Annotated in this window: 19 protein-coding genes; 11 read left to right on the top strand and 8 right to left on the bottom strand. The window is 66.0% G+C overall.

Annotation, left to right across the window (positions count from 1 at the left end):
- The first annotated feature begins 19 nt into the window (after positions 1–19).
- Complete coding sequence (locus tag VN706_15745) at positions 20–2,686, top strand: ABC transporter permease (protein ID HXT17095.1); 2,667 nt, start codon at positions 20–22, stop codon at positions 2,684–2,686.
- A 28-nt stretch (positions 2,687–2,714) separates the two neighbouring features.
- On the opposite strand, the gene VN706_15740 is transcribed toward VN706_15745, so the two are convergent.
- The 4 genes from VN706_15740 to VN706_15725 form a co-directional block, all read right to left on the bottom strand.
- Entirely contained in the window at positions 2,715–3,584 is an 870-nt protein-coding gene (locus VN706_15740; GenBank protein ID HXT17094.1) for a hypothetical protein, read from the bottom strand.
- Positions 3,585–3,798: 214 nt separating this feature from the next.
- Complete coding sequence (locus tag VN706_15735; GenBank protein ID HXT17093.1) at positions 3,799–4,362, bottom strand: winged helix-turn-helix domain-containing protein; 564 nt, start codon at positions 4,360–4,362, stop codon at positions 3,799–3,801.
- A gap of 141 nt (positions 4,363–4,503) precedes the next feature.
- Complete coding sequence (locus VN706_15730; GenBank protein HXT17092.1) at positions 4,504–5,262, bottom strand: AraC family transcriptional regulator; 759 nt, start codon at positions 5,260–5,262, stop codon at positions 4,504–4,506.
- Between the two features lie 360 nt (positions 5,263–5,622).
- Positions 5,623–6,834, bottom strand: coding sequence for a hypothetical protein (locus VN706_15725; protein ID HXT17091.1), 1,212 nt, complete (start codon positions 6,832–6,834; stop codon positions 5,623–5,625).
- A 102-nt stretch (positions 6,835–6,936) separates the two neighbouring features.
- Here VN706_15725 and VN706_15720 point away from each other — a divergent pair, with 102 nt between their 5' ends.
- A complete protein-coding gene (locus tag VN706_15720) occupies positions 6,937–7,200 on the top strand; it encodes a SemiSWEET family transporter (protein HXT17090.1) in 264 nt (87 codons plus the stop codon).
- 6 nt (positions 7,201–7,206) lie between these two features.
- Here the strand turns inward: VN706_15720 and VN706_15715 are convergent, their stop codons facing one another.
- Positions 7,207–8,142 (bottom strand): SDR family oxidoreductase, encoded by a 936-nt coding sequence (locus VN706_15715; protein HXT17089.1) that lies wholly within the window; start codon positions 8,140–8,142, stop codon positions 7,207–7,209.
- Between the two features lie 192 nt (positions 8,143–8,334).
- Here VN706_15715 and VN706_15710 point away from each other — a divergent pair, with 192 nt between their 5' ends.
- A complete protein-coding gene (locus VN706_15710; protein ID HXT17088.1) occupies positions 8,335–8,916 on the top strand; it encodes a hypothetical protein in 582 nt (193 codons plus the stop codon).
- Positions 8,917–8,938: 22 nt separating this feature from the next.
- Here the strand turns inward: VN706_15710 and VN706_15705 are convergent, their stop codons facing one another.
- On the bottom strand, positions 8,939–11,638 hold the full coding sequence (locus tag VN706_15705; GenBank protein HXT17087.1) for a DUF5916 domain-containing protein: 2,700 nt from the start codon (positions 11,636–11,638) through the stop codon (positions 8,939–8,941).
- Between the two features lie 109 nt (positions 11,639–11,747).
- Here VN706_15705 and VN706_15700 point away from each other — a divergent pair, with 109 nt between their 5' ends.
- Complete coding sequence (locus VN706_15700) at positions 11,748–12,842, top strand: hypothetical protein (GenBank protein HXT17086.1); 1,095 nt, start codon at positions 11,748–11,750, stop codon at positions 12,840–12,842.
- Positions 12,843–13,052: 210 nt separating this feature from the next.
- Entirely contained in the window at positions 13,053–15,506 is a 2,454-nt protein-coding gene (locus VN706_15695; GenBank protein HXT17085.1) for an ABC transporter permease, read from the top strand.
- Positions 15,507–15,543: 37 nt separating this feature from the next.
- Here the strand turns inward: VN706_15695 and VN706_15690 are convergent, their stop codons facing one another.
- Entirely contained in the window at positions 15,544–16,182 is a 639-nt protein-coding gene (locus VN706_15690) for a hypothetical protein (GenBank protein HXT17084.1), read from the bottom strand.
- A gap of 119 nt (positions 16,183–16,301) precedes the next feature.
- Here VN706_15690 and VN706_15685 point away from each other — a divergent pair, with 119 nt between their 5' ends.
- The 3 genes from VN706_15685 (at position 16,302) to VN706_15675 (ending at position 18,798) form a co-directional block, all read left to right on the top strand.
- A complete protein-coding gene (locus VN706_15685; GenBank protein HXT17083.1) occupies positions 16,302–17,036 on the top strand; it encodes an FMN-binding protein in 735 nt (244 codons plus the stop codon).
- The gene (locus tag VN706_15680; protein ID HXT17082.1) at positions 17,033–17,854 is read left to right on the top strand and encodes an FAD:protein FMN transferase; all 822 of its coding nucleotides are present in this window, start codon (positions 17,033–17,035) and stop codon (positions 17,852–17,854) included. Before VN706_15685 ends, VN706_15680 begins: the two co-directional genes overlap by 4 nt.
- Before the next feature lie 119 nt (positions 17,855–17,973).
- Positions 17,974–18,798 carry an RnfABCDGE type electron transport complex subunit D gene (locus VN706_15675; protein ID HXT17081.1) on the top strand — a complete coding sequence of 275 codons (825 nt, stop codon included), beginning with the start codon at positions 17,974–17,976 and terminating at the stop codon, positions 18,796–18,798.
- Here VN706_15675 and VN706_15670 read toward each other — a convergent pair.
- Complete coding sequence (locus VN706_15670) at positions 18,746–19,891, bottom strand: NAD-dependent epimerase/dehydratase family protein (GenBank protein ID HXT17080.1); 1,146 nt, start codon at positions 19,889–19,891, stop codon at positions 18,746–18,748. The genes VN706_15675 and VN706_15670 overlap by 53 nt on opposite strands.
- A gap of 413 nt (positions 19,892–20,304) precedes the next feature.
- On the opposite strand from VN706_15670, the gene VN706_15665 reads away from it, so the two are divergent.
- The 3 genes from VN706_15665 (at position 20,305) to VN706_15655 (ending at position 25,054) form a co-directional block, all read left to right on the top strand.
- Positions 20,305–21,216: a GntR family transcriptional regulator gene (locus VN706_15665; protein HXT17079.1), complete on the top strand. Its 912-nt coding sequence runs from the start codon at positions 20,305–20,307 to the stop codon at positions 21,214–21,216.
- Positions 21,217–21,302: 86 nt separating this feature from the next.
- The gene (locus VN706_15660) at positions 21,303–22,409 is read left to right on the top strand and encodes an HD domain-containing phosphohydrolase (GenBank protein HXT17078.1); all 1,107 of its coding nucleotides are present in this window, start codon (positions 21,303–21,305) and stop codon (positions 22,407–22,409) included.
- The gene (locus tag VN706_15655) at positions 22,406–25,054 is read left to right on the top strand and encodes an ATP-binding protein (GenBank protein ID HXT17077.1); all 2,649 of its coding nucleotides are present in this window, start codon (positions 22,406–22,408) and stop codon (positions 25,052–25,054) included. Before VN706_15660 ends, VN706_15655 begins: the two co-directional genes overlap by 4 nt.
- The last annotated feature ends 8 nt before the right edge of the window (positions 25,055–25,062 follow it).

Here is a 25,062-nt window from a genome sequence, read left to right as displayed (position 1 = left end):
ATTATTTGAATACCTTGTTATGAGCTCTCAGAACACCTCACGTCGCACGCCGGCCTGGCGGCGCTACCTCAGCTTCTGGGGCGCCGACACCACCGCCGACGTCGACGACGAGCTCCACTTCCATCTCGAGATGCGCGCCGCCGAGTACGCGGCGCGCGGCCTGTCCCCCGACGCGGCTCGATCGCGGGCCGAGCAGCGGTTCGGCAACGTCGCCCGCGCGCGCGACGATTGTGTCGAGATCGACCGCCAACAAGCCCGTGCCGAGAGTCACATGCAAATGCTGAATGCGCTCGTTCAGGATGCGGCGTATGCGCTCCGCGTCCTTCGCCGCCAGTGGGTGCCGGCGCTCGCCGCCATCCTGTGCATGGCGGTCGGCGTCAGTGCCACGACCGCGATGTTCAGCGTCGCCGATACCATGTTGCTGCGGCCCCTGCCCTACCGGAACGGCGACCGTCTGGTGTCGATCAGCAGCTCGCGTCAGGGATCCGGGTCCGGCACCGTCAGCTCATACCTCGACTACCGCGATTGGCGCGCGTCGCAGCGTTCGTTCGACGACATGGCCGCGCTCGGCCAAACGAGCTTCGTCATGCTGCATGGCGATCCACGAAACCTCTCGGCGGCGCTCGTGAGCGCGAGCTTCTTTCCAACCTTCGGCATTTCGGCGGAGTTGGGACGTCTATTCGCGAACGCTGATGATGAAACGGGCGCGGCACCCGTGATGGTCGTCTCCGACGCATTCGCGCGCCAGGAATTCGGCGAGCCCGCGCGGGCGCTCGGCCAGAGTGTGGTCGTCAACGGCGCCGCGCGCGCGATCGTCGGCGTGATTCCCGATCAGTCGCGCTACCCGTCGCGCACCGAGGTGTGGCTGCCCATCTCCACCGGCGGCTACAGTGCGTTCAGCAACGGTGTGCTCGATCCATCTTCGCGCGGCAACCGCAATCTCGAGGTGTTCGGTGTGCTGCGGCGCGGCGTCTCGCTCGATGCCGCGCGCCGGGACCTCGCGTCGATCGCGGCGCGACTCCAGCGCGAGTGGCCGAAATCCAACGCCCAGGAAACCACGGTCATGATGCCGATGCGCGAGCGCTACGTGGGCGACGTACGCGGCAGCCTGTTCGCCGTCATGGGCGCAACGATTCTCGTGCTGCTCATCGCGTGCGCGAACGTCGCGGCGCTACAGCTCGCGCGCGCCGGCGCACGAACCCGCGAGATCGCCGTGCGTGCCGCGCTCGGCGCGAGCCGAAGCCGGATCGTTCGGCAACTGCTCACGGAGAGCCTCGTGCTGTCGCTCAGCGGTGGCGCGCTCGGCGTGGTGCTCGCGGTGTGGGCGCGCAAAGTCATTCAACGCGCCGTCGCGCCGAACACGCCCGCCTGGATGACGTTCGACATCGACGGGCGCGTGTTCGCGTTCGCGCTCGGGGTATCGGCGCTGGCCGGCATTGCGTTCGGCATCGCGCCGGCGTTGCGGCTGGCGGACATTCGCGGCGGCGCGGCGCTGCGCAACGCGACGGTCGGTACGACGCGCTCGCGGCTTCAGCGGGGGTTCGTCGTGTTCGAGATCGCGATCTCGATCATGCTCGTCGTGAGCGCGTCGCTGGCGCTGGAGAGCGTACGGCGCATTCAAAGAATTCCAATCGGCATCGACCCGGCGAACGTCGTCTCCTTTCAGATGACGCTTCAGGGCCCGCGCTACGACGACCCGCAGGCGCGCGCGCGGTTCGTGGCCGACGTCGAACGGCGATTGCGCGCACTGCCCGGCGTGGATGGCGTCGGCGCCGCCGATCGCCTGCCGATCAACGGATGCTGTTCGCAGTTCACGGCGCGCATCGAGGGCCAGGAGGCGGATGAGGGACACGCACCGCTCATCACCGGCACCATCGCGACGCCCGGATACTTCTCCGCACTACACGTGCGTCTCGTCGCCGGACGGACGTTCAACACCGGCGACGACGCGAACGCCCCGAAGGTGACGGTGATCAATCAGACGTTCGCGAACCGGTACTGGCCGCGCGGCGACGCGATCGGCCATCGCGTGAATACCGGCGTCGGCGCCGCGACGATCGTGGGGATCGTTCAAGATCTGAAACAGGCGACCATCTTCGGCGCGCCGGAGCCGCAGTTCTTTCGGCCCTATGCGGAAGATCCGTGGACGCGCGTGGCGTTCGCGATCCGGGCGCGCGGCGATCTCGCCGCGGTGGCTGCTTCGGCGCGGCAAGTCATTCGCGGTCTCGACCCGGCGATGCCGATCTTCAACGTTCAAACACTCGAACAAGTGTTCGACGACGCGACGCTCACCACTCGTTCGCTGACTCGTCTCCTCGTCGCGTTCGCGGGTATCGCGCTGTTGCTGGCCGCGACGGGTCTGTACGGTCTCATCGCATTTCTCGTCGAGCGTCGCACGCGCGAGCTTGGGCTTCGTGTCGCGCTGGGCGCGGAACCGTCGCGGGTCGCGGCGATGGTCGTGCGGCAGGCGTGCCTGCTCGCCGCCTTAGGCGCGGTGCTCGGCTTGGGCGGCGCGACACTGGCGGCGCGATGGCTTGCCGCGACGCTCTACGGTGTCACGGCGCGCGAACCGTCGGCGTACGTCGCCGCGGCGCTCATTCTCGCGGCCGCGGCGCTCGCGGCCAGTTACGGACCGGCGCGCCGTGCGAGTCGCGCCGATCCAATGGACGCGCTGCGCGCCGAGTGAGGTAGCGCCGTTGGCCGAGAGACGCGGATCACTGCGTCCGGGATGCAAGGATCACGTCGAGAAATGCGCCCTTCTCTACGTCCGACCGCCACGATGGCTCGCCGTCCTCGAGCAGCGTGACGAGAGCGGCTCCGGTGTAATACGAGCGCGGCCGAAGCTCGCGCGTCGCACCGTGCTCGCGCACATCCCGCGCGGTCGCATGGAGCAACGCAACGAGCGTATCGCGGAGTTGCGCGCTCAGGTTGTTCGCGTCGGCCTTGGGGCCCGCAGCCAACGCCGCCGTGAGTCCGACGCATTCCGCCGTGCCTTCCATATATTCCATTTGCCGCTCGGCGTCAGCCGCGGCCGCGCCCATGCGCTGAAAGCGAAGGTTCCGCAGCCGCAAAAAAGTGGCGGCGCCGGCCTTCCGAGAGGCCGCGTCATCATGCGACAGGACGCGCGCCAGTCCGTCCAGCTCGAACGCGACCGACGACGTCAACGCCGAGTCGATCGGCACCGATGCCGGCAGCTCCCGCTCCATGGAACGCGCGGCGCCCTGGAAGTGCGCGAACTGATACGCCAGATGGAACGCCTCGTGCGCGACGAGATCCGCCGTGGCCGCGGGCGACGCCAGCAAGCCAACCGATACTCCGGCGATTCGCCGATTCTCATCGAGCACGGGTTGAATCGCCTTTCCGTGACCAGGCCACGATCCGGAGCGAACGAAAATCCGTCCGTGGAGGGTGCGTGGTACAGCGTCGCACGTCAGCGGGCGAAAGCCGTCAGGCGCGAATGTCGAGACGACGATCGCGACCGTGTCGGGACGCACCAATCCGAATGCGAGAGTACTTCCAAAGCCAGGCCAGCCGCGGTCGAGCGCCGGGCGAGCGGCTTCGAGTGCGCTCGCGGTGGCAAGCATCGTCGAGTCGACTGACTCGCAAGAGATTCGACCCGGATGCGTCGCCGGCGAGCGATTCAAAAGCCCGACGATTACACTGGCGACAAGGGCTACACGCTGCGAGAGCATGAATGAACTCCGGAGGCGGGGCGCGTACGCACGCTCCCCTAGGACATCGAGGTATATACCTAGAAATCATAGGGGAGTCAATCCTCGGCGACGCGTTCTCTGACGCCTAGGAATCCTTGCGCGCCATCTGCTTCAATTGATACCCCTGCCCGCGCAACGTCACCAACGCCTCGCCGGCGCCGATCGCGGCGAGGCGCTTGCGCAGACAACACACGTACACCGCCAGCGCATTCTCCCGCTCCACGTTCGGCACCTCCTGACTCGGCCACACGCGCTCGATGAGATCGAAGCGCGTCAACGGCTGTCCCTCGGCGCCAAGAAGCACCGCGAGAAGCCGAAGCTCGGTGCGCGAAAGCGAGACACACTGCCGGCCGCGCGCCACCGTCGAGGCCAACCAATCGACGACGATCGGCTCCGCGCCGATCTGATGCCTCGTTCTCGTCAGGCCAGCGACGCGCAACCGGACCTTCGCCGCCACTCGACCGTCGCTCGACGTGAGCACGAACTCGTTCGCACCGGCGCGCAATACGTCTTCCAGGCGGCGTCCGCCGGCCGGCGACGTTTCGAGCACGGCCTCGAACGCATACTCCGCGGAATGCTTCTGCGCTCGCGATGCCGCAGGCTGGCCCCCGAGACGCCGAGGATATTCGGCAATCGATTCGGAGCTCATTTCTCCTCCGTAAGTCGTTCCACCGCGAAGATAGGATTGGCGCCGCGGCCGCACCGTTACACAGCGTGCAATCGCATGCAATCGCGTGCGGAACGTACGGGACTCAGCCGTTTGTCTCGATCGCCGATGTTTACGGAAGTCTTACAGGTCCGCGAGATGCGCTCGATGCGCGTCGAGCTTGCTCTGGAGGATCTTTAGAAGACACTCAAGGCCGCCGCGCTCGCGCAGCTCGGTCGCGGTAAGACGCGTGTATCGCTTGAGCGTATTCCTGAGCGCCGTGTCGGACGGAAATCCGAGATCCCGCGCGATCGTGTCCACGCTGCAGCGCGTCGTCTCCAGATAGTAGGCGACGAGCGCCAGCCGGCACCACACCAGCAATTCGGCCGGCTTGTAGAAGCGCGCGAGCTGGCACCAGTTGTAGAGCGTCTTGCGATGCACGCCGACGCGCGCCGCCAGCGCGGGCACCGAGGTGATCTCGGCGGGATCGGAAAGGATGGCTTCGGCGAAGCGCGCGAGGCGCGCCGGTATCGTCTTCGCGAGACGGCTCACGACCCAGCGGGTGGTGCATCCGTTGCGGGCCGTCGTGATCGCGGCGAGCAGCGCGGCGCCCTGATCGTTGTAGCCGCGAATGATGATTTCGTGAACGCCCGCTTCGGTGAGCGACGGGATGGTCGAGAACTCCGACGTGCTGGGCCCGAGAAACACGACGATGGGAAGTTGCGGGCGAACGCTGCGCACGCGGCGAATGATTCCTTCGGTGCGCGGGAGCTGAGTTCCGAGCGCCAGCAAATCGAGCGGATCGACGTGATCGTCGAGCAGCTCGAAGATCTCCTCGGGCGAGGCCAGCGCGACGACGCGCGCCGCACCGCGCGTCGCGTCGGCCAGACGGGCCCGCTGCACGGGATCCAAGCCGCACGCGATGACGCGGCGCGGATCTTCGACAGAGCGTGGTACGCTGTGTAACCCGGCGCCACGAGGCATAACCAGTCAGGCCGCGCGCGAGCAATAAATAGCCAGCTCCCCGATGACGGAGCGACCTATGAAATCGCAGATGAAGCCCTGGTGCCGCGCGGTGATTGCGACGGCCGTACTCTCAGTCCTGGCCGCGTGCAGTTCGAGTCCCACGTCGCCTGAGCCGAGGCGGGTGGCGCACATCGCGCAGCCGACGGTGGCGGCGCAGCCGGATGATTTGCCACCCGACGAGCCGTGTGCGTCGGGTTGGACGGAAATCGAAGGCAAGTGGGTTTGCGAAAACGGCATCTAGCCGAACACCGCGGGCTCGCCTGCCGTGACGACATGTTTCGGCAGGCGAGGCTGCGGTTGATTGTCGAAGTAGCGAACGATGCGCGTTGAGGCTGCGGCGCGTTTTGGATTCGTTCCAGTAATGCCCCTCGGTTCGGCCTTGACGCTCAACTCGTTGTAGCCTCGTGCTTCGGCAAGTGCGAACGCTTCGTCGCGAAACGCATCTGCACGCTCGACAGAGCCGATTTCGCGCAGCGTTTCGGCGCACTCGAGGAGCGCCTGGGCAAACGCAAAGCGCGACGCGGGCGTCTTTCGGAATCGCTCGACTTCACCCGCTGCCCAGCGTACGTCGTTGGGTTGCGGCGGGCGCAGCCGAGCGGCCGCGGACGCAAAGCCGCTGAGCGCAGGAAGAATCACTCGCGCGGGATGGGGCCCGCTGAGTAGCTGCGCGAACGCGACATAGGCCGCCGGCGGCTCACCCAGGCGCAACAGCAATTCACCGAGTGCCACGAGACTCGTTGCTTCGCCGACAGGGTCGTTGTGCGCAGCGCGATACATCTGCCACGCGCTCGCGAGCGCTTCGTCGTAACGGTGCAATTGAGCCGCAGCCATCATCAACCCAGTCGAAGCCCGCCGACGCAATTGCGGTGCACCACACTCCATAGCGAAGCTCGCAGCGCGCCGCGCCTGACGGAGCATTTCCGGATAATTACCGCGCAACTGCGCCACCGCCCCGAGTCCAAGCGACGAGCGCGCGAGCAGCTCGGCGCTCCCCAACTTTCTGGCGACCCGCTCGAGCTCCAGGTATCGCTCCACCGCGAGATCGTGCTCGCCGAAGTAGTGCGTGAGCCGCGCCCGCGCCGCATCCAATCGTCCGCGCTGCAGCGGCGTCAGCGACGCCTTCGTCGCGAGCGCGCCCTCGACCAGCGCCAGAGCCAGGTGACTCGTCCCCGCCTCGTGCATCGCGATCGACAGGAGCACGATCGCATCCATTCGCCGCGGCGCCGCACGCCACTCCAGCCGCGACAGGCGCCGCACTTCCTCCTCGCCGAAACACGTCCGCGCCAGATCGTCGGCTTGCCGCATGAGCCGCCGCTCCTCGCGTTGCGGCACCCGCGCGGCATGCGTCACGAGCGTCACGGTCGCCACCCACTCGCCATCCATCGACGAGAAGGCCTCGGTGCGGTTTGCCCGATCCAACCGGTAGGCTTCCGTGGCGCTCGGCATCATCCAGTTAATCGTGATCGCGAGAAACGCGTAAGGGGGTTACATATTGTGCAATTCCCCGGACGGCCATGGCGCAAATGACCCTATGACCCGGAGCATCGCGACTTGACGCCCGTCGACGCCGCCGCGATCGTCGGCACCGCCAGCGGGTTCATCACCGTGTCCTCGTTCGTGCCGCAGGTGTGGCGCGTGTGGCGCACGAAGCGAACGCGCGACCTCTCGCTCGGAACGTGCGCGCTGCTGGTGATTCAGTCGGCCGGCTGGACGACGTATGGATTACTGCTCGGCCAACCGCCGATCATCTGGACGAACACCTGCGTGCTGCTGTTGACGCTCATCATCCTCGGCGCCAAGGTGCGGCACGGGTGACCCTGGCTACCGGCGCCCCGCCGCGAGCGCCGCGTCGAGCAGCTTCACCAGCGAGTCGCGCTCGATGCGAAAGCGCTGGCTGTCGTTGAGCTGCACGAGCTCCGTCAACAGCCGGCGGATGACGAGCTCCGATTGTCCAGCCGAGGGAACCACCAGGTAACGCGGGCGCGGCGCGTCCGAGTTCAAGGATTCGAGCACTGTTTGCGCGACGTCGTCGGGCGGCGGATCGCGATCGAATGAGCGCAAGCCGTTGATGGTGCCGCGCATCTGCGCCGCGAACGGAGAGGTCGCGAAGTTCGACGTGTCGACGCGGCTCGCCGCGCTGTGGCCGATATTCGTGCGATAGTTTCCCGGCTCGATCACACTCACACGAACGCCGAGTCGCGAGAGCTCGCCGGCGAGCGCGTCGCTGTACGCTTCGATGCCGTGCTTCGTCATGCTGTACAAGCCAATGGTGGGCTGCGCGACGATGCCGTTCAACGAGCCGATGTTGATCACGCGCCCCTTCGACTCGATCAAGAGCGGCGCGAACGCTTTCGTGATGCGGAAGGGCCCGAGGAGATTCACGTTCATGATGTCGCCGGCTTCCTTCTCGGTCGCTTCGACGAGCGGCGAGATCACGAGAATGCCGGCGTTGTTGACGACGCCATAGAGGCCCTTGCCCGATTGCCGAACCGTTTGCACGGCGGCGGCGATGTCGCTGGCGGACGTCACGTCGAGGCGCACCGCCTTGACGTTCGCGATCGCATCGAGGTCCGCGAGCTCCTGCGGCGTGCGGCCGCCGGCGAAGACGAAGAAACCGTTGGAGGCGAGGCGCTCGGTGATCGCGCGGCCGATGCCGCTGCTCGCGCCGGTGACCAGCACCGCCTTTGGCGCCGGTGCCTGCGCACCAGCGGTCGCACCCGCGAGACCAGCGAAAAGCACCAGTGAGTCAATGCGCATGATGATCGACAGCCTCGATGTGTAAGCGATGTAAGCGCCGTGCAAGGTCAGACGGGACGAACCGCGATCAATGAAGTAAGAGGCAGTGTAATCGACGCGCAACGGTTCGTGCCGCGTCAACCATTCCTCGCGACCGTGTGTCCAATTCGAGAACACTCATGACTCGTTCTCCACTCACCCGCGAGGATCCCGATGACGCGCGTTTCATCCCTGAGCATCGCGATCGGAATGTTGATCGCGCTCGGCTGCGGTGCCGACAACAGCGCCACCGGCGTGTCGAATGAGCGCTCGTCGTTCTCGGTGAGCACCACCGGTGACCGCCGCGACTCGATCGGCGGATTCACGTTCACTCAGTTCATGCCCGCCGGCTGGAGCGAAGTGTCGAACGGCGGCGCGACGCGATATGTCAGCGACGTGACGCTGCTCTCGCTCGCGTCCCTGGACTTGACCAAACCGACCGTTGGTCTCGGACTACTCGGCAGCGCGCGCGCGGAAACGTATCAGGTGCGTGTCGTCGGCACGTCCGTCGACGCGCGGCCACAGTTCTACGCGAGCTATTCCGTGCCCAACGCTGACGGGTCGAGGGTGGTGTACGCCGCGACCAGTGGAATCGTCGTCGTGACGAGCGTATCGAACGGCGTGATCAAGGGAACGTTCACGTTCCACGCCGGACAGTCGACGACGTGGCCGGCGAACATCGCGCCCGGGACGACCGTCTCGTCGGTGCCCGCAAGTCTCGACGCCAGCGGATCGTTCGTCGCGCGGGCGCCGTAGCCGACGCTCGCCTTGCACGCAACTACATGCCGAGCCAGTAGCTGATCTTCAACACGAAGATGTTGTCGGCGGGCGCGGCGAACAGCGCGCTGCGGTCGCGGCCGAATTCCAGGTCGCCGACCGGCGCCGTGCCGCTGCGCGTTTGCGTCCACACGAGATACGCCGTCGATCCCGGACGCCACTCCCAGCGTAGCACACCGGTGCCGCGCAACGAGCGGAAGTTGAAGTCGGGATTGTCCACGGTGAACGGCGCGGCCGGCCCTGCGCCGTCGGGATCGATGCGATAGCCCGTCACGTTGCCCGTATTGTCAAGCACCGGCGTGCTCGTGCCGGCATCGCGTCCGTAGACGATGCGCTGCTGCGCTCTTGGGCGCGCGAACTCCTCGAAGTTGGAATAGTGTCCGCTCGCGATGAGCGGCTGCGCGAACAGGTCGAGCGACAGCGACGGTGTGAAGGTCACACCCGCGCGGAGCGTCATCGAGAGCTGGCGCTGATCGAGCCGGGAGAACACGTAACGATTCCCAAAGAACGCGTGCGCCGTGGTGTCGGCAATCGACGTTACGAATTGCGTGGTCGTCACGGCCGTGTTGTATCCCGGGCCGGCTGTTATCTGCACGTTCGACGCAGGATTGAACGTGAAGCTCGGGCTCCAGTTGGTGCTGAACGCCCCGTCGTCGTCGCGCGTCACCGTCGTGTTGAAGTTGAGCACGACCGCGCGGCGCGTGTCGCTGCCGACTTCCAGCAGCGCAATGTTCGTCCCCGGAGTGACCACCGCCGGACCGCCGCGGAGCAACTTGTCGGCGATCGCCGCCGCATTGCGCTCGACGAGCGCGAGCACGTTCCAATAGCTGCTGAGCGTCGTCGAAAGGAGCGTGGTGAAGTCGCGCTGCGTGACGTCGCCCTCGTAATTCCAATACTGTTCTCCGCCGACCATCGCCGTGAGGTTCTGATACCAACGCGTCGGTGTCGTGTACTGCCGGCCAATCGTTCCGTTCAACCAGCGAAAGTCCGTGCGCTGCATGAAGCCGAGATCGTTGGTCTCATACCCGGGACTCATGGCCGCGGCGTTGAGATCGCCGGTCCAGTTGCCGCCATCCTTCGCGAATCGCGCGATGCTGCCGTAGCCGCCGAGCGAGGTCGCGAGCGGATCGTATGAGTCGGTGAACAACCCGTCGTGAACGACGCCGCGATCGGGCCGCTGGAGATATCGTGCCGACGAACGCTCGACTCGTGAGATGGCGTTCGAATCGCCGGCCACGCGCGACGCCGACACCGCGGCGTAAAAGTGAAAGGCGTGCTGCGCCCAGTACGCATCGACGTCGGCGCCGGCGGTCTGCGCGGACCGCGGAAGCAGTTGCGCGAGCCCGGTATTCTCGATGCGACGATCCACCGACGTCGCGATGCCGCCAACCACGAGATTGCCGCCGCGGAAGTCGCGCTTCACACGCCCGACAAAATCGTTCGTCGCTGGCTCGACGGGCAGCGAGGTCGTGCTGCCGTCGGCCAGCTGAACGTCGGCCGTGGCGCGCTGCGTCACGGCGTCGATCGCGGCCATCGTGAACCCACTCTTCGTGCGGCCCGTCAACTTCGCGGCGCCAAGAATGGTGGTGTTCTCGGGAACGTTGTCGAATTGGCCCGCGTCATCGGCGAGACTCGCACCCTCGGGCGCGCGGCCGATCCGGCGGCTGTAATACGGAAACAGGCCGAATCCGCAATTGATGTGACACCCGGGCTGGCCGAATGCGAAAATGTCGTTGCCTTCGACGAAGAACGGACGCTTCTCCTGAAAAAACGTCTCGACCGCCGACAGGTTGACGACCGCGGGATCGACTTCGACCTGGCCGAAGTCGGGATTCACGGTTGCCGCGAGCGTGAAGCTGCTGGTGAGCAGCAGCTTGAGATCGCCGCCGAAGCGCATGTCGTTCTGACGCGGATGAAAGAACGGACTGTGTGGATCGCCCGACGACAACCGTTCCGCGCGCGTCACCGCATACGGCAGAAACTCGGCGCGCTCCGGCGCGCGCCGAATGCGCAGCCCGGTGAGATCACCAAAGTATGATGCGCCGCCGGCTTCCTTCTGGCTCCAGTACGCCCAGAGATCGCGCTCCTGCGTGCGCTGCTCGATGCGCGTGACGTTCAAGCCCCAGGTCTGAATCGAGTCATGCGAGAAATGGAGCTGGCTGAATGGAATGCGCAGCTCGGCCGTCCACCCGAGTGAGTCGATCGTGGTCGCGGCTTCCCATACCGGATCCCAGGACCGGTCGACGTCGGTGGCATCGCCGCGCCAGCCAGCGGGGTTGATGTCGAACTCCACGGAATGCAGCCGATCGTGATACGTGTCGAAATCCACGCGCAGGATGTCGCTCTGCACGTCGTCGTCGCGGCGGGCGAGACGGCTGCTCACGCCGGCGCGGCCGCGCGAGTCGTACATGCGCGCGCCGACGTAGATGGCGTCGTCGTCGTACACGAAGCGCACTTCGGTGCGTTCGGTGGCGCGTTCGCCGTCGTTCGGCCTTTGTTGCGTGAAGACCCTCGCCACGGGAGCCGCGGCCCACGCCTCGTCATTGAGCTTGCCATCGAGGACGATGGGAGCCGCGGCGCGCACGGCGACCGCGGTGGGTCGCTGCCGGACCGCCGGCGCTCCTTGCGCGAGCGCCGTTGCGCCCACACCCACGATGAGCGCGCCGGTCGCGAGCGGGATCGGTGCGAAAAGTCTAATCACGTCGAGTAGTTAAGAAGTCTGAGCGCCGACGCCCGAGCGACGGGGAGCGCCGCTTGCGACGTGTCGTTCAACGAAGCCAACCGAACCGATCCTTCCGACCGAGTGAACGATGCCATCGCGCTTTATTTACGGCCGTAGTCTAACTCTTGTTTCCGCGCTCGTGTTCGCCGGCGCGTGCTCGCACAACGGCGGTCCGGCTGCCAACACGATGGCGGCGCCCGTCGATGTACCCGCCGACCTTCGGATGGTGGCAGGCGATTCAACCTGGGTACACCGCGGCCCCGGATACGAGCTCATCGCGCGCACACGCCGTGAGCTCGGCTACGTACAACCCACGATCGAACGCGAGGTCGCGAATTTCAGAAGCGTGTTTCCGGGTGACACGACAACGTTGATCGCGACGGTCCGCCCTGCTCCGGTGACCGGCCAGCCGTTCGTGTCGGCGCCGCCAACGCCGTCGACCTATCCGACCGCGGTCGATCTCGTTCTGCCGAATCCGTCAGCGAAACGCGACGAACGCGCCGGTCTCGGACCAATGCCTCCGACCGACATTCATCTCGCCGTCGCACGTGCATGGCTTGGGCTTCACGCCGCGCGCGTCACCGGCGTGCCAACTGGCGGCGCACCACGCAGCGGCGACGCCGACGATGCGCGCGTGCCTGCTTGGGCCGAGTCGATGATTCCCACGTTGGGTGTGGATTCGACATATGCGCGTTCGCTCGCGCTCGTGACGACGCACACCGAGGAGCTCATTCCGCTCACGCGCTACTTCGGCATGTCGTATCCGTACTTCCTGCCGAACGTCGCGAGCCGTGGAAATTCTCAAGGCGGTGACACGCGGGGCGGCGGCGGCGGACGTGGTGGCATGGGAGGCATGGGAGGCATGGGCGGCCGCGGTGGAATGGGTGGCCGCGGCGGGATGCGCGGTGGCGAGCGTGGTGGTGAGCGCGGAAGTGGTTCGGATTCACGCGGCGCCGGCATCTCACCGCGCGCACTGTTCGACGCGCAGTCGGCGGTGCTCGGGAAGTATCTGTTCCAGTCGCGCAACGGCGACGCGCTCATCGCATCGCTCGTCGATGCGCAGATCGCGGCGAAGCCGCTCGACGACGTGCTCGCCGCGCATGGAATGAAGAGCGTGTCCGATCTCGAGTCCGCGTGGCGCTTGTGGATTGCGCAACAGGCGGGGCCGGCGACAGGACGCTGACGCTCGAATGAACGACACGGGTCTTTCATCGCCCATCGCCCATCACCCATCGCGTGTCCGAATTCGGACGCATCGTCCCATGTCAGGACATCTCACGTCATCGCCGGGCCGGTGCAGATCAGCGTAAGTCCTTGAATCGATGAGCCTTCGCGCGAGACGCCAAGGGCACGCTTGTTCCTAAGCAGCGCCGCACTCCAACTCGGCCCGGCCATGCTCACGTTGATCGCGGACATCCGATACGCCGCGCGCAAGCTCCTCAGCGCTCCCGGCTTCACGACCATCGCCGTCCTCACGCTCACACTCGCGATCGGCGCATCGACCGCGCTGTTCAGCATCGTGAACAGCGTCGTCCTCAATGCTCTGCCCTACGCGCATCCCGAACGTTTGGTCGTTCTTGCCTCGACGTCGCCCACGGGCGCGCACATGCCCGCGTCGCCGCGAGACCTGATCGACTATCGCGACCAAAGCGGAATGTTCAGCGACGTCGCGGGGATCGACGCGGGAGAGAACGCAACGCTCACACGTCCCGGCTCACCGGCGATTCGCCTTGGCGAAGCGCGCGTTGGCGCGACGCTGTTCCGCGTACTCGGCGTGCAGCCCGCGTTCGGCCGATTCTTCGCCGCCGGCGAGGATTCCGCGAACGCCGCCAAAGTCGTCGTGCTCTCGAATCTCGCGTGGCATCGCTACTTCGGCGGCGACACGAGCATCGTCGGACAATCGGTGACGCTCGACGGCGAGCAGTATCGCGTCGTCGGCATCGCGAAGCACGGCTTGGACTATCCGCAGAGTCCCGACATCTGGGTTCCGCTCGTATGGCGCTCATTCGAGGTTGGCGACGCCGCCCGCGGGTATCATGCGACCGTCGGTGCCGCGCGACTCAGGGATGGTGTGACGATCGAGGCGGCGCAGGGCCGGCTCACGCAAATCGCGGCGCGCCTGGCCGAGGAGTTTCCATCGACGAATGCGAAGATCGGCGCGCTCGTGTCGCCGCTGCAACATCAGATCGTCGGCGACGTGAGCCGTGCGCTCTGGCCCATGCTCGGTGCGGTGCTCGTGGTGCTGCTGATTGCGTGCACCAACATCGCGAATCTCCTGCTGGTGCGCGCCACCGCGCGCGAGCCGGAAATCGCCGTGCGAACCGCGCTCGGCGCGGAGCGCACGCGCATCGTTCGGCAGCTCATCACGGAGAGCATGCTGCTGTGGATCGCCGGCGCCCTGTTCGGAACGCTGGTCGCGACGTGGCTGCTGAGCGCCGTGTCGGCGCTCGGACCTCGCGACCTGCCGAGGCTCGACGAGATCGCGATCGACGGCCGGGTGCTCGCGTTCGCGTTTGTAATTACCGTAATAACAGGCCTCGCATTCGGCCTCGTGCCCGCGATTCAGGCCGCGCGCACCGACGTCGCGCAGCTGATTCGCGCCTCGGGTCGCGTGCGTGGACGTCGCGGCGCCAACCGCGCACGCTCGGCATTCGTGCTCGCGGAAGTCGCGCTCGCGACGGTTCTGCTCGTCGGCGCCGCGCTCCTGATTCGCAGCTTCGAGCGCCTCGTGCACGTCGACCCGGGTTTCCGTTCGTCTCATCTCGTGGTTGCGGACGTTGCGCTCACGGGCGGCCGATATCGACACGACGCCGGCAACATCGCGTACGCGAACGACGTTCTGGCACGGCTAGCCGCCATCCCGGGCGTGCAACACGTTGCGGTTGCCGCCGACCGCCCGCTCGATCCCGATGGGCCGTTTGGTGCATCGACATCGTTCACCGTCGACGATGCACCCAAGCCCAAGCCCGGCACGGAGCCGGACTCGCGTCTGTTACCGGTGTCGCCGAGCTATTTCACGACGGTGGGCATGACGCTCGTGCGCGGACGGTTCTTCACCGATGCCGAGAATCGGCTCGACGCACCGCCGGTGGTCGTGATCGACGACGAGTTGGCGCGCCGCTACTTCCCGAATGAGAATCCCATCGGCAAGCATCTCACGTACGGCTTGTCGCACAGCACCACCGGTGAGCCTGGCGATACGATACGCATGCGCGGCGAGATCGTCGGCATCGTCAAGCACGCAGTCCATGAGAAGTTGGGCGAGAAAGCGCAGCCCTCGACGTATTTCCCGTATGTCACGGCGCCGTTCGGCGCCACGTTCGTGGTGCGCACCGAGCGTGATCCCGCGACCGTCGAAGCGGACATCGGCACCGCGCTGCGCGCGCAGGACCCGAACGTTTCTATCTATGAGCTGGGGACAATGGACGACGCGGTCTCGGTCTCGGTCGCGCAGCCGCGGTTCTATACGTTGCTGCTGGGCGCGTTCGCCGGTCTCGCGCTGTTGCTCGCCGCGCTCGGGGTGTTCGGCGTGATGTCGTTCATCGTCGGCCAGCGTACGCGCGAGTTCGGCATTCGCATCGCGCTCGGCGCCACCGTGGGCGACCTGGTTCACTCGGTTGTGCGCGAGGGATTGGGGCTGGCGCTGAGCGGCATCGCGGTCGGTGCCGTGATCTCGGCCGGGTTGACGCGCGTTATTAGAGACCTCTTATACGGCACCGGCGCGCTCGATCTCACGGCGTTCGTCGCGGCGTCGGCGGTTCTGGCCGCGGCGGCGGCGCTGGCGGCGTGGCTGCCGGCCAGACGCGCGGCGCGTGTCGACCCCATGCAGGCGATGCGCGCCGAGTGAGCCGGCGCGCATCGTAGGAGCGGTGCTGTGCCGGCGGCTATCGCACCTGGACCGGCTGCGTCGCCTTGACCGTCGCGGTGGAACCGGCCGGGATCGTCGCGGGTGTAGTACCGCTGCTCGTTCCCATGGAAATCACGGTGCCCGCCGCGGCGCCGAGCAGTCCGCCCGTAATGATCTTGCTCAATTCACCGCCGCTGAGCACGGCACCGAGGACTGCGCCCGCTGCCGCGCCCGTCACCGCGTTGCGCGTCGTGCTCGACGCGATGCTCCGCGGGTTGCTCACGGTGACGTCCGAGATCGCGCCCGTGAACGGATACGTGCGGCCGTTCAGGCTGATTCTGTCGAAGTTCAAGCGGATGACGTTCTGCTCGGTCGGCATCGACGCGACGTGCACGCCAGTCACGTGACCGTAGAGCGTCGCGCCGGCGGGCACGGCGATCGTGTTGTCGCTGGCATACACGGCGTTGACCACGGTCCCGCTGAAGCTGTCGCCTTCGTGACTCGCGGTCGAGATGGCTTGATCGAAGCGCACGGTCATCGTCGTGCCGACCGGCAAATAGTTGCGATTATCGGGCGTCACCGACGCGACGTCGCCGCCGGCGGTGGCTCGAGTTCCACTCGCGCACGCGCCGACGGCACAGAGCGTCGCGATGGCGAGAATCGTAGTGCGGATCATCGGGCCTCCTGAATTGACGATGATACTGACAACGCTCAGAGGAATCGCAAACCGTGCGCCCCCAATGGTCTCGATCGCGTGTTTTCCGGAACGCTTGCCTCACTTGACGCGTATCACGGATGGCCGTTCTTTCCCCGCCGATGACCAAGCCGAACAGACCCAGCAACGACAATTGGCTCAAGAGCAATCTCGCCGCGCTCGGATCCGCGGCGGTGATTGGCGTGTACGCGGCGGGATACGTGAAAACCGAGGCCGCCGCGGCGCGCGTTTCCGATGACGTTACGCCACGGCGGCCCGTCGCCCGCGCGCCGATCTCGCCGGTGCCGATCGCGAGCACGCCGACGCCAATTTCGACGCCAACGTCAACACCGCATTCTGATTCACCTCGTCATTTACCGCGCGCGAACGCTGCCGCAACGACGACGAAGCCCGCGAAACGCGATTCGATTGTTGTAGTGCCGGCAGCCGCTGCGGCAGCTTCGGTCGACACCGCCGCGCCGACAACGCCGCCGCCAATACAGCAACAACAGCAACAACAGCAACAGCAACAAGCACAACAACCTCAGCCAGCCGCCGATACCACCCACGTCGCCGGCTACAAGGACGGCGTCTTCTCCGGCTGGGGCACCTCGCGGCACGGCGACATCGAAGCAACCGTCGAGATCAAAGGCGGCAAAATCGTCCAGGCCATGATCACGCAGTGTCTCACGCGCTACTCGTGCTCGTGGATCTCGGCGCTGCCGCCGCAAGTGATCGAGCGCCAGAGCGCCGAAGTCGACTATGTCTCAGGGGCCACGCAGAGCACCAACGCGTTCTACGGTGCCGTGGTGCAGGCGCTCACCAAGGCGAAGTGACGAGCCTCGCGCAGACGACGACGGCGATGGGCACCGTCGTCACCATTCAGATCGTCGGACATGATGCATCACCCGCGGAAGAGCGCGAGCGCGCCGAGTATGTGCGCCGGGCGTTCGAGTGGTTCACGCGCGTGGAGCAGCGCTGCTCGCGATTCGATCCGACCTCCGAGCTCCGGCGCCTCTGCGACGGCGTCGGCCAGGTCGTCGAAGTCAGCGATATTCTGTTCGAGACGACCCGCTTCGCGCTTGCTCTCGCGAAAGAGACCGGCGGCGCGTTCGATCCCACGCTCGGCGCGTACGATTCCGTGATCCTCGACGCCGACGCGCGCACGCTCACCCTCGAGCGCCCCGTCACCATCGACCTCGGCGCGGTCGCGAAGGGATTCGCCGTCGACATGGCCGCGCGCGAGCTCGCGCCACTCGGTAATTTCGCGATCGACGCCGGCGGCGATCTGTATCTCGCCGGCACCAACATGGACGGCGCGCCATGGTCGGTGGGCATTCGGCATCCGCGCACGGAAGGCGAGCTGTTGACGACGATCGCCGTGACCGATACCGCCGTCTGCACCTCGGGCGACTACGAGCGCGGCCAGCACATTCTCGATGCGCGTCGCAACGCGCCCGCGCAAGGCATAGCAAGCGTCACCACCATCGCGCCGCTCGCCATGGTCGCCGATGCACTCGGCACCGCCGCCTTCGTCCTCGGCGTCGAGCGTGGCATCGAGCTGCTCGAGCGCCACGGCGTCGAAGGGTTGATCGTGACGACTGAGCTCGAGGAATTCCGCACGCGCGGGGGCCGGTATCTCACGGCGGCTTAGCGTGCGTTTCAAGACCTGTCGTCATCCCGAGCGAAGCGAGGGATCTACCCTGCTTGGTAGAGGGACGTCACTCTTCCGAGATGAAAGATTCCTCGCCGTCGGCTCGGAATGACAGGCGTTTGAATCGCGCACTCAGGCGATTCTTTCGCGCGCCCAAGGGACAGCTCATCATCCTGCTCGCGGTGCTCACGATCGTCGCGGCGATCGGTGAAGGCGTCCGACAAGTGACTCCCGTTCTCGTCGCGTCGGTTGCCGCCGCGATGATCGTCGACGCGCCGATCCTTCGGGTTCGCAGCGGCAAGTGGAAGTTTCCCGACGGCGCGCTGCTGACCGGTCTCTTCGTCGCCGGCATACTCAGCCCGCATGAGCCGTGGTACGTCGCCGCGATCACCGCCGTCGCCGCCGTGCTGAGCAAATGGGTCGCGCGCGTCGGACACGCGAACGTGTTCAATCCCGCGGCGCTCGGCCTCGTGGCGACGTTCTACATCTTTGATACCGGCCAGAGTTGGTGGGGCGCGCTGCCCGATCTCCCGATGATCGCCATCGTGCTGCTCTTCGCCACCGGCGTTTACGTCGCGCGACACGTCGGCAAGATACCGGCGGCGCTCACCTTCCTCGGCGTCTACTATGCGTTGTTCACACTCAGCGCGTTCGCCGGCGATCCGGCGCATGTGGCCGAGGTCTATCGTGCGCCCGAGCTGCACGCGGCGTTGTTCTTTGCGTTCTTCATGGTGACGGATCCGCCGACGTCGCCGCCGAAGGCGCGCGACCAAATCGTCTTCGGCGTCATCACGGCTGTCGTCGCGTACGGCGCGTTCGAGCTGATCGGCGCGGCCTACTATCTCCTTGCGGGATTGCTCGCCGCAAACGTGTGGGAGGCGTCGCGCAAAGTCAGCGTGAGGCGTGCCAGGCAGCGAGCACCGCACGCTCACGCTCCGGCGTGATACCGGCCACTTTGCGCATGCGCGCTTGTGCGTCGGCCGGCGCCGCGTTGAACCACGCAAGCGAATCCACCGCCGACGAGGCGAGCGGACGGAACGTGAGACCGGCCGCGATCGCGCGGCGATTGTCGGCGTTCGCCTGCGCGTAGTCGGGATCGCTGCGCGGAATCCACGTCGGCATGTCGCCCCACGCGCTCACTTTCTGCGCCGCGAGGAAGTCCGCCGGCACCCACGTGAAGCGCACGTCACGGTTGCCGTCGAAGGCACCGCGAATACCGTACAACTGCTCGGCCATCGTGAGCGGCGACGCGGGGCCGGCGGCGTTGAACGTGCCCGTGGTTCCATTCTCCGCCATGCGAATCGTCCACTCGGCGAGATCGCGCGCGTCGATGAACTGGATGTGATCCTGTCCGTCGCCCGGCGCGAGAATCTCGCCGCCCTGCGCGATGCGATACGGCCAGTAGGTGAAGCGAAACGAATCGTCGCCCGGTCCGACGATGAGCGTCGGCCGGATGATCGTCGTGCGATCGCCGTACCACTTCTTCGCCTCACGTTCGGATGCCGTCTTCATGCGGCCGTACATCGTCTCCATGTCCTTCATCATTTCCTGCTGTGTCACCGCGAGCGGATCGCCTTTGGTGTATTCTACGAGCGGTGATGATTCGTCGATCGCTTGTTGATTCGCGGTGTCGTAGACGGAGATCGTCGAGATGAAGATGTATTGCTTCGTGTGATCCTTCAGCACTTCGGCCGCGTCTTTCACCCAGAATGGCATCGTCGTCGGATTGTCGATGACGACGTCCCAGTCTTTCCCTTTGAGTGCGTCGGTCTGATGCAGGTTGCGATCGCCGATCAGCTCAGTCACGCCGCTCGGCAATCGGTCGTTGCGGCGGCCGCGATTGAACACCGTCACCTTGTGTCCGCGCGCGAGTGCGTAGCGCACTTGATTCGGGCCCGTGAGACCGGTGCCGCCGAGGATGAGAATGTTGAGCGACTTCGCGGCGGGCGTGATGGGCTGTGAAATGCGCTCCACCCGAAGCGCGAAGGCGCTGCCGGCAAGGGCGGCATGACGAAGGAAGTCGCGGCGATCGGTCATGGGCGGGAAGTTTGCGATGAGGTTGCGTCAAATTGTGCGCGGTGAGTGCGAGGCTGCCATGCCAACGGGGTCAATCAAGTGTAAGAATTCTCGGTAACGTGTCGTCCCGAGCGAGCCTCAGCTTTTCATGTCGTCCCGAGCGAGCGTCAGCCGGGTGCCCTCTGGGCGCATGAGAGATCCCCTTCATTACGGAGAGCGGCTTCGCGGAGAGCCGAGGACCTGCTTGTGGTACGGCGTTCGTAAGTGGGGATCCTGGTTTCGCTTCGCTCGCGACGATGACAGTCGGTCGGCTGATGCACCATTAGCCCACCCTTCGGTCACAGCCACATCCAGGTACGCTTGCACCGTATGTAACCCTGTATGTCGCGGCAGCGCGGCAGTTTTCACCCTTTACCACAGGAGTCACGGAGTACGTGCCGGAACGGGCCGCGAAGATCGCCGGAATTCTGAAAGAGCGGTTGCTGTGGGGCCTGCACCTTGGCATGGTGCGCCCGGGTGACCGCTTCGCGAGCGTGCGCGAGATCGCGGCGGAGTTTCAAGTCGACGTTCGCACGGCGCTTCGCGCCAGTCGCGTGCTCGAAGCTGATGAACTGATCGTGGCGCGCCGCCGCTCCGGCACGTATGTGGCCGGCGGACAAGCGCCGGTCGCCGTCGCAGTCGAGCGAAACGCCGTCGTGGACATCTTTGCCCTAGGACTGGAATGCGGCATTCCAGTCACCGAGCTACCGCGGCGGTTGGCGGAGAGTCTGCGGCGGCGGCGGCTTCGCCTGTTGTGCGTCGGCAACCATGAGTCGCAGACGCAGGCCCTGGCGGACATGGCGAGCCGTGATTTCGGCGTCGACGCCGTGCGCGTTGCGTGCGACGCGTGTGAGGAGAGCCGCCTCGAGGAGGCCGCGCGACATGCCGACGCGGCGATCACGACGGTGTTCGCCGCGACGCGCCTTGGGCGTCTCTTTCGCGCGCTTGGTCGGCCGGCGTTCGTCGCGACGACTGCACCCGTCGCGCACGACGTGCTCACCTATCGGGATGGGCCCGTCGTCGTGATCGTCGCCGATCGCACATGGGCCGAGCGCGCGAAGCTGGCCTTCCAGGGGACGGTGTTGAGCGGAGCGCGTGTGCTCGTCGCCGGCGAGGACGATCTGAGCGTCATTCCGCCGGAGGCACAGGTGGTCGTGGCGCCGGCCGCCGCCCCGCTCCTGGCGTCACAGTCCGTTGCAGGCCATGTCCGCGCGGTTCGCTACGCGCTGGCGGACGCCGACGCCCGCGAGCTCATCCGCATGATCGTGACCGCGAATGGTGACGTGAATCACAGCGCGGGGCAATGATGAATTTTGAATACCCACAGTCGAATACAAAGTTAATCGACTGTTGTATGGCGCGGCGCCGGATGGGCTGAGACACTCTATTCGCGATGACGCCGTCGCTCATTCACCCAGACCGATTGACGCCGCCGGACGGCCGACTCGCGGCCCACCGCGATCCGTGGCTCGCGCGGGAGCCGCGCATCCTCATCGCCGATGACGTCGCGGCAAATGTGCGACTGCTCCGCTCAATTCTCGTGCGCGCGGGCTACCGCGAATTTCACACGACGACCACCGGCAGCGATGTCGTTCCCGCATTCCTCGAATATCGGCCGGACATCGCGCTCCTCGACTTGCACATGCCGGGCGTCGACGGCATCGGCAACGTGCGGGACCTGCGTCGGCTTGCCGCGGCGGATCCGTACATGCCGATCATCGTCGTCACCGGTGACGCGTCGATGGACGCCCGGCATGCGAGTCTCGATGCCGGCGCATCGGATTTCGTCACGAAACCGTACGATTCGGCCGAAGTGGTGCTGCGCGTCCGTAACCATCTCGAGACACGGCGATTGCATCTCGTTCTTGCCGAGGAGAACCGAGTACTCGAGCAACGAGTCGAGGAACGCACCGCCGCACTGCTTGCCGCGCGCCTCGAGGTGTTGGAACGGCTCGCGATCGCAACCGAGATCCGCGACGATGACACCGGAGAACACACGCGGCGCGTGGGGCGCCTCGCCGCCGACCTGTCCAGGCATCTTGGCGAAGGCGAGGAGGCTGTCGATCTCATCGCGCGCGTCGCGCCGCTCCACGACATCGGCAAGATCGCCATTCCGGACCAGATTCTGAGGAAGCCAGGACCTCTCACGGCGGCCGAATTCGACGTGATGAAGACACACACGACGACAGGCGCGAGCATCCTGGGCGGTGGCGGACACGCGCTCATTCGGACAGCGGAGCAAATCGCTCTGACGCATCACGAGCGATGGGACGGCAGCGGGTATCCGCATGGGCTGCGCGAGCGCGAGATTCCCATGGAAGGACGCATCGTGGCCGTCGCCGACTTTTACGACGCGCTGACACACGACCGCGTGTATCGCCCCGCCGTCGAGCGAGACGCGGTGATCGACATGATTATCGAACGAGCGAAAACTCAGTTCGATCCCGACGTCGTCCGAGCGATCATCGAGCTGGCGGAACGCGCGCCCTTGGCGTCATGAACGAAGTCAGACCGTGGCAGAGGCTGACGCGGCGACTTCCGCTGATCGCCTTCGCGATGCTCTGTGCCGTCATCGCCGGCATGTCGTGGGCAGCCTACATCCAGATCCGCCGCGCGACGCTCGACGCCAACTACTCGCATCTCGAAAACGGCGCAAGCCAAATCGCGTCGATGCTGGACGCGCAATTGCGCCGCCTCCGGAATGATCTCGCGGGCTCCGCGAGGGACTCGAGCCTTCGCCCGCTCGTAATGGGGCGTAGTGCACAGCCTCGGGTCTCTCGCGTCTCTAGTACCTTGGCGGCGATCGGTGCTCGCGGGCCGCAAATCGCGGCGGTCAGTGTCTTGGACCGTACGGGGAAATTGCTGGCGACGACCGGCGTCGGGACGATGGAGCGCGTGGTGGCGGCCGGCGCATTTTCGGCACTTCGCGACAACGGTGTTTCGCCGCTCGCGGCCGTTCACGACACGTTGACCTATTCGATCGCGGCGCCCGTGATGAACGGTCGAGACACGCTCGGATTCCTCGTCGCCACGCGGCGGCTCAGCGACGGCTCGAGCAGCGAGGCGATCGGCAAGCTGCTGGGACCGGGAACGCGGTTGCTGGTTGGAAACGCGCGAGGCGACCTGTGGACCGACCTTGTGGCGACCACCGATGGACCTCCGCGCACAACGGTATCGGCGGGCCGCGGCGTCTTCATCGGACGCGACGCCCGTACGCGAATCGGTTCGGCGACTCGGCTAGCCGCCGCGCCCTGGGTGGTGTGGGTCGAGCGGTCGCGCGACGAGGCGCTGGCGCCAGCGCGTGGCTTCATCATCCAACTCGGATTGATCGCCTTGATCTCCGTGCTGGCCGGCAGTGTCGGCGTATGGCTCGTCGTGTACCGGACGATCCGGCCGCTGAGCGAGTTGCGGATGGCGGCCGGTGCGTTGGCCGCCGGCGGCATGGCAGCACCGGTGCGCGTTCGGCGCTCCGACGAAATCGGCGGTCTCGCGCGAACTTTCAATCGCATGGCGGAGGGCGTGCACGAAGCCGAACGGGCGCTTAAGGAACGCGCCGACGCCTTGGAGCGGCGCAACCAGGAATTACATGAGAGCGAGAGCCGGTATCGCCAGCTCGTCGAACAGGCACCAGACGCGGTGCTCGTCCATCGCGACGGCGAGATCGTATTCGCAAACGCGAGAGCGCTGCGCGTGCTCGGTGCAGCGGAGTCGGATGCCCTGGTTGGAAGGTCGGTATTCGATCTCGTCGATGACGCGGATCGCGCCGAAGCCGTCGCGCGCACGCAAGCGATTCGGGAGTCCGGCCAGCCGTCCAAGCCGACGGAGCTCCGTTTGCGCCGACTCGATGGAACGCCGATCGTAGCCGAGGTGAACGGCTCACCGGTGTTGTTCGACGGCATGCCGTGCGTGCAAACGCTGGCACGCGATATCTCGGAGCGCAAAGCGCTGGAAGCGCAGCTCCTCCAGTCGCAGAAGATGGACGCCGTGGGCCGGCTCGCCGGTGGCATCGCTCACGACTTCAACAATCTGTTAACCGTCATCAACACGTACGCTGAGTTCCTCCTGAACGAGATGCCCGCCGACAGCCCTCAACGCGAGGATGCAGAAGAGATCAAGCGCGCGGGCGCAAGCGCCGCACGTCTGACGCGCCAGATGCTGGCCTTCAGCCGGAAGCAGGTGCTCGCGCGCACGGTCCTCGATCTCAATGACGCGATCGGCGGAATGGCGGGAATGCTCGAGCGCGTCCTGGGCGATCAGATCGAAGTAGTGGCGGACCTGCGTCCGAACCTCGACACGATCCTCGCCGACGCGGGACAGCTCGAACAGGTGCTGCTCAACCTCGCAGTCAACGCGCGAGACGCGATGCCGAAGGGCGGCACGCTCAGGATTCAAACAGGTCAAGTCGTTCTCGACGACGGATTCGAGGCTCAAGGCCATCAGCGCCTGATACCCGCCGGCAACTACGTCATGCTGGCGGTGTCAGACACCGGAAGCGGAATGACCGACGAGGTCAAGAGCCACATCTTCGAGCCCTTTTACACGACGAAAGACGCGGGCAAGGGTACGGGACTCGGACTGGCGATGGTGTACGGCATCGTGAAGCAGTCGGACGGCTTCATCTGGGTGTACAGCGAGCCGGGGCGCGGCTCGAGCTTCAAGATCTACCTGCCGGCGTACGCCGCGGGAGGCCCGGCGTCGTTGCAGGGCACGGGGGAATTCCTGATTCCGTCGCAGGACTCTGCGACGATTCTCCTCGTCGAAGACGATGCCATGGTGCGCGCGGCGGTGCGGCGAATTCTCGAGCGTTCACCACACGTCATCGTGGAGGCTGAGGGCGCCTCGCAGGCGATCGCGCGTTTCCAGTCGGAGCGCGGGCGCGTGGATCTGCTGATTACGGACATGATGATGCCCGACATGACGGGCGCGGAACTGATTCGCGAGCTCCGTGAACGGAATCCGATCTTGCGGGCGATCATCATGTCCGGCTACTCGGAGGAGATCACGGCTCGGGAATGGCGCTTACCGCCGAACGCGTTGTTCATCGAAAAGCCGGTGTCGCCAAACCGCTTGTTGCGCGCAGTGGCGGACGTGCTTGCCGGCGATTTTACGGCAAATGGCGCGGCATTCGATTCGCCCGCCGCTTGACCGGCTGC

Source organism: Gemmatimonadaceae bacterium (assembly GCA_035606695.1).
Classification (GTDB): Bacteria; Gemmatimonadota; Gemmatimonadetes; order Gemmatimonadales; family Gemmatimonadaceae; genus JAQBQB01.
Note: the sequence above shows the minus strand (reverse complement) of the source record. Positions and strands in the feature narration are given on the sequence as shown.

Coding starts and splice junctions, on each gene's coding strand:
- VN706_15655 (HXT17077.1), top strand. CDS start 22,406: ATGAACGAAGTCAGACCGTGGCAGAGGCTGACGCGGCGACTTCCGCTG.
- VN706_15695 (HXT17085.1), top strand. CDS start 13,053: ATGCTCACGTTGATCGCGGACATCCGATACGCCGCGCGCAAGCTCCTC.
- VN706_15660 (HXT17078.1), top strand. CDS start 21,303: ATGACGCCGTCGCTCATTCACCCAGACCGATTGACGCCGCCGGACGGC.
- VN706_15710 (HXT17088.1), top strand. CDS start 8,335: ATGACGCGCGTTTCATCCCTGAGCATCGCGATCGGAATGTTGATCGCG.
- VN706_15685 (HXT17083.1), top strand. CDS start 16,302: ATGGCCGTTCTTTCCCCGCCGATGACCAAGCCGAACAGACCCAGCAAC.
- VN706_15690 (HXT17084.1), bottom strand. CDS start 16,182: ATGATCCGCACTACGATTCTCGCCATCGCGACGCTCTGTGCCGTCGGC.
- VN706_15670 (HXT17080.1), bottom strand. CDS start 19,891: ATGACCGATCGCCGCGACTTCCTTCGTCATGCCGCCCTTGCCGGCAGC.
- VN706_15700 (HXT17086.1), top strand. CDS start 11,748: ATGCCATCGCGCTTTATTTACGGCCGTAGTCTAACTCTTGTTTCCGCG.
- VN706_15735 (HXT17093.1), bottom strand. CDS start 4,362: ATGAGCTCCGAATCGATTGCCGAATATCCTCGGCGTCTCGGGGGCCAG.
- VN706_15740 (HXT17094.1), bottom strand. CDS start 3,584: ATGCTTGCCACCGCGAGCGCACTCGAAGCCGCTCGCCCGGCGCTCGAC.
- VN706_15745 (HXT17095.1), top strand. CDS start 20: ATGAGCTCTCAGAACACCTCACGTCGCACGCCGGCCTGGCGGCGCTAC.
- VN706_15725 (HXT17091.1), bottom strand. CDS start 6,834: ATGATGCCGAGCGCCACGGAAGCCTACCGGTTGGATCGGGCAAACCGC.
- VN706_15715 (HXT17089.1), bottom strand. CDS start 8,142: ATGCGCATTGACTCACTGGTGCTTTTCGCTGGTCTCGCGGGTGCGACC.